At 68.5% G+C, this 5,356-nt stretch carries 1 protein-coding gene; it reads right to left on the bottom strand.

Annotation, left to right across the window (positions count from 1 at the left end; genetic code table 11):
- Nucleotides 1-5,356: type I polyketide synthase (locus K3F49_RS38975; protein ID WP_276575476.1), on the bottom strand; the 5,356-nt coding region annotated here is incomplete at both ends.

The raw sequence follows: 5,356 nt of genomic DNA, 5'->3' as shown, positions 1-5,356 counted from the left end.
TACACGTGCGCCGTCTTCCAGCGACAGGATGCCGGCAACCACCGCGGCGGCGATCTCGCCCTGGCTGTGACCGACCACCGCCGACGGCTCCAGTCCGAGGCTGCGCCACACCGCCGCCAGGCCGACATTCATCGCAAACAGCGAAGGCTGGATCACGTCCACCCGCTCCAGCAGGCCGGCTTCAAGACCCTCTTCACCACGAAGCACAGACGTCAGCGACCAGTCCGTGTATCTGGACAACGCCGTCTCACAGGCCGCGATCGTTTGCGCAAACACCGGAGATTCCGCCAGCAGCGCCCGGCCCATCGATGGCCATTGACTGCCTTGTCCGGGGAACACGAACACCACACGACCGCGATCGCGCGCGTCCGCAACCGACACCGTCGCATGCGGGCGGCCTTCGGCCAGCGCACCGAGCGCGGCCACGGCCTCCGCGGCATCGCGCACCGACATTGACGCACGTGATGCAAACTGCGTCCGGTGTAGTGCTGCAGTGGCGACGATAGAAGGCCAATCGGCCTGCGGATGCTGCGACAGCCACTCTCCGTACCGGCCAGCCTGCGCACGAAGCGCGGCCTCGTCACGGCCCGACACCAGCAACGGGATCAACGACGATGACGCATCAGCCACACCGCTCGCCTCAGCGTCGACAGCCTTCGACCGCGCCGGCGCCTCCTCGATCACCATATGCGCATTGGTACCGCTGATGCCGAACGCGGACACGCCGGCACGGCGCACATGCGCAGCCTCACGCGGCCAGGCCCGCGCCTGCTGCAGCAGCGACAGCCCGCTGCCCTCCCACTCGATCTGGTGGCTTGGATGTTCGGCATGCAGCGTCTTCGGCAAGACCTCGTGCCGCAGCGCCAGCACCATCTTCATCACGCCCAAAACGCCGGCGGCGGCCTGGGTGTGTCCGAGGTTCGACTTCGACGAGCCCAGCCACAGCGGACGATCCTCGCGCCGGGTCGGCCCGAACACCGCGGCCAAGGCGCCGGCTTCGATGGGATCGCCGAGGCTGGTCCCGGTGCCGTGCGCTTCGACCACGTCGATGTCGTCGGGGCTCACGCCGCTCGCCGACAGCGCCGCGCGGATCACGCGCTGCTGGCTCGGACCATTCGGCGCCGTCAGGCCTTGGCTGCGGCCGTCCTGGTTCACCGCAGAGCCGCGGATCAACGCCAGAATCTCGTCGCCATCCCGTTCCGCATCCGACTGCCGCTTCAAGACCAGCACGCCGCAGCCTTCGCTCCAGCCGGCGCCGTCGGCACCTTCGGAGAAGCTCTTGCTCCGGCCGTCCGGCGCGACGGCACCTGCGCCCATGCTGACCAACGCGATTGGGGTACACATCACGTGCACGCCGCCCGCCAGCGCCAGATCGCACTCGCCCTGCCGCAGCGCCGCGCATGCCAGATGCAGCGCGGAGAGCGACGACGAGCACGCCGTATCGATCGTCATCGCCGGGCCTTCGAGACCCAGCACATAGGAGACACGGCCCGCCACAACGCTCGACAGCTTACCCGTGGTCGTCCACATCGTCGTCTCTTCGAGCGAACGATGCATGCCATAGTCGCTGCCCATCGATCCCAGATACACGCCGGTCCGGCTCTCTCTGAGCCCCTCCGGTTGCAAGCCCGCCCGCTCCAGCGCTTCCCACACCGTTTCCAAAGTCAGGCGCTGCTGCGGGTCCATCTCCATCGCCTCGCGCGGCGAGATGCCGAAGAAGCCCGCGTCAAAATCCTCTACTGCGCTGACGAAACCGCCCTCTTGCGTCAACCATCCCGTCACCACTTCCAGGCGCTTCAGCAGATCACGGCTCCAGCGGCCCGGCAGCGGACCAACGCCGTCTCCACCGCGCTCCAGCAGCGACCAGTAGCTCTCGGGGCTCGCCGGACCTCCAGGCGTGCGGCAGCTCATCCCCACGATCGCGATCGGCTCCGATGCCGCCGCCGATGCGCTGATCGCTCGCCGCTGCTCCAGACGGACGGAAGCACGACCGAGCTCGAGCTTCTCGAACAGCAGCCGCGCCATCGCCCGCGCGGTCGGATAATCGAACGCGAGCGTCGTCGGCAGCTTGGTCCCGACCCGCTTCGACAGGCGGGTGCGAATCTCGGCCGCCATCAGCGAGTCCAGCCCGAGATCCTTCAGCGGTGCATCCGCAGGTACAGACGAGGCCCCGGGCAACGCCAGCACCGCCGCGATCTCCTCCTGCACCAGCTCCACGAGCGCCTGCAGCCGCTCAGCATCGCTTGCAAGCGAGACCAGCCGAACCCGCAGGGCATTCGTGTCGCCGCTCGACGTCGAGACACGCCGCAAGCCAGCGCGCACCAGCCCACGATACAGCGCGGGCACATCGTCGGCGAACTGGCGCTGCACCACGCCAAGATCCAGATGGATCGGAATCAAAGTCGCCTCGGGCTGGGCCTGCGCCGCATCCAGCAGCGACAGCCCGAGCTCCAGCGACAGCGCCTGCACGCCTTGCCGGCGCATCCGCATCAGCTCGGCATGGCCCAGATGCGCCGTCATGCCGACGCCGCGCTGCTCCCATAGGCCCCACATCAGGCTCTGTCCGGCCAGACCACGATGCCGCCGCTCCGCTGCGAGCGCATCAAGGAACACGTTCGCCGCCGCGTAGTTCGCCTGCCCCGGGCTGCCCAGCGCCGCCACCGACGAGAACAGCACGAACGCGGCGAGATTCTTATCCGTGGTCAGCTCGTGCAGGTGCCAGGCACCATCGAGCTTCGGTTGCAGCACACGCTCCAGCCGCTCCACTGTCAGGGCCGGCACGATGCCGTCGTCCAGCGTGGCTGCAAGATGGAACACGCCCGTCAGCGGACGCTCCGGCGCAATGGCGCGCAACACCGCGTCAACCGCGTCACGGTTCGAAACGTCGCAACTCGCAACCTCGACCATCTGCGCGCCCAGCCCCTCGAGCTCTGCGACCAGTTCGGACACACCAGGCGACGCCATGCCACGACGCGACGTCAGCAAGAGATGACGCACACCGTACTTGGCAACCAGATGCCGCGCGACTTCGCTGCCGAGCTCGCCGGCTCCGCCCGTGATCAACACTGTTCCGCCAGCATCAAGAGGACGCGGCTCGCTTACACCCGCACTTGCCCGCGCCAACCGTGGCGCCAGCACCGCGCCGTGGCGCAGCGCAAGGTCGGGCTCGGATATCGTCGACGTCAGCTTCGCCAGCAAAGATGCATCCGCGAGCGCCGCATCGACGTCAACAAGCTGCAGCCTCCGATCGGGATATTCCGCCCGCGCGCTCCGCACCAGGCCCCACAGCGGTGCGCGCGACAGTCCGCTTGCGCCTTCGTGGGGACCCGTTGCGACGGCGCCCTTCGTCAGCCACATCACAGCAGTGTCGTTCAGACGCGCTTCGCCAAGAATCCCCTGCAGCTCGGCAAGACCACGCTCCGCGGTCGCATGCGTCGCCGCAAGTACAGCGACACCCGCACCCGCCTCCGACAGGTGGTCGAACACGATCTGCGATGGTATCGCTCCGCCCGCGTCAAGGCGCGTAACAACAGCAGCAATGCCGTCAACATGATCGAGACCCAGATGCTTCGCCAGCTCTCCGTCGCCTCCGACGATCAGCGGCAGGGCTGGCGCGTGAGCTTCGCCCTCGCTCAAGGCGACCGGACGCCAATCCAGACGATAAAGATGTTGAGTCTCGCTGCGTGCGGCATCACGGATCTGCGCATCGCTCGCTTCTCTTAGCCGCAGCCCGCCAAGGCGCACCACCGCGCGCCCATTGCCATCGGTCAATTGCAGCAACGCCAGGGCTTCGCCCTCGCCGCTGCGCTCCACGGACGCACGGACGCGCAGTTCCTGAGCACCGGTCGCGACGAGCGACACGTCCGACCACTCGAACGGCAGCAGCACAGCCCGGTCGCCGAGGCCCTCGACCTGCGCAAGGGTCAGCACGTGCAGCGCGCTGTCCAGCAGCGCCGGATGCAGCCCGTAACCATCCGCTGAGGCTCCCAGCGCCTCTGCCAGCACCGCGCGGCCGTAAACGGCGTCGCCGACACGCCAGGCCTCGACCAGCCCCTGGAACAGCGGCCCGTAGCCGTAGCCGCGTCCTGCCAGCTTCGCGTAATGACCGGCCAGGTCGATCGCCTCGCCACCAACAGGGGGCCAGACTTCGAGGGTGCTGTCTTGTTCTTCGGCTTCCGCGTCCTGCGCCTCGCCCAGCAGGCCCTGCGCATGCAGCGTCCACGATGCTCCCTCCGGCGCATCTTCCGCACGGCTGTAAATGCTGAGGGCACGGCCACCTTCGCCGCCCGCCTCGGCACCGTCGACCTGAACCTGCAGCCGGACACCGCCCTCCGCCGGCAGCACCAGCGGCGACAGCAGCGTCAGTTGCGATACGCTGCTCAAGCCCACCGCACGCGCCGCCGCAAAGCCAAGCTCCAGCAGTCCCGTCCCCGGCAGCAGCACCGTGCCGAACACGGCGTGGTCGCCGAGCCAGCCCGCCTCCGACAGCGACAGCCGTCCCGTCAGCAGGAAGCCGTCGCTCTCGGCCAGCGGCGTCGCCGCTCCCAGCAGCGGATGCGACGCTTCCGACAGGCCCATCGTCGCCGCGTCCCCGCTCGGCTTCTCCGCCTCTAGCCAGTAACGCTGACGCTGGAACGCATAGGTCGGCAACGACGCAACAGGATGGTGCGCGCTCCCACCGAGCGCCTTCGCCCAGTCGACATGAACGCCGTGGACGTGAAGCGCACCCAGCGCCGCCAGCAACGCTTCGCTGCCGTCGCGCCCGCGACGCTGCGAAGCAATCACCTGCATCGGTGAGCCTTCCGAGAGGCAGCCCGCCGCAAGCCCGGTCAAAATGCCGTCCGGGCCAAGCTCGAGGCTGGCCCGCACGCCCTCGGCTTCCAGCACATGCACGCCATCCAGGAACCGCACGGCCTGGCGCACCTGGCGCACCCAGTACTCCGCGCTGCAGAGCTCGTCCGTGGTCGCGAGATGCCCCGTCACGTTGCTCACGATCGGCAGGCGCGGCGTGCCGAACGTAACCTGCGACAGCACCTTGCCGAACTCTTCCAGCATCGGCTCCATGCGCTGCGAGTGGAAGGCGTGGCTCACCTGCAGGCGGCTGGTCCGGCGGCCCTTGCTCCTGAACGCTTCCGACAGCGCCAGCACGGCGGCTTCATCGCCGGAGATCACCGTCGAACGCGGCCCGTTCAGCCCGGCGATCTCGACACCGGCTGCGAGCAGCGGCAGCACTTCCGCTTCACCCGCCTCGATCGCGGCCATGGCGCCGCCGGCAGGCTGGGCCTGCATCAGCCGGCCACGCGCCGCGACCACGCGGCAGGCATCCTGCAATGACCACACGCCGGAGACATGCGCG

Source organism: Bradyrhizobium monzae, assembly GCF_021458635.1.
In the GTDB taxonomy this organism is placed as follows: domain Bacteria; phylum Pseudomonadota; class Alphaproteobacteria; order Rhizobiales; family Xanthobacteraceae; genus Bradyrhizobium.
This window is presented reverse-complemented; position numbering and strand designations above follow the sequence as displayed.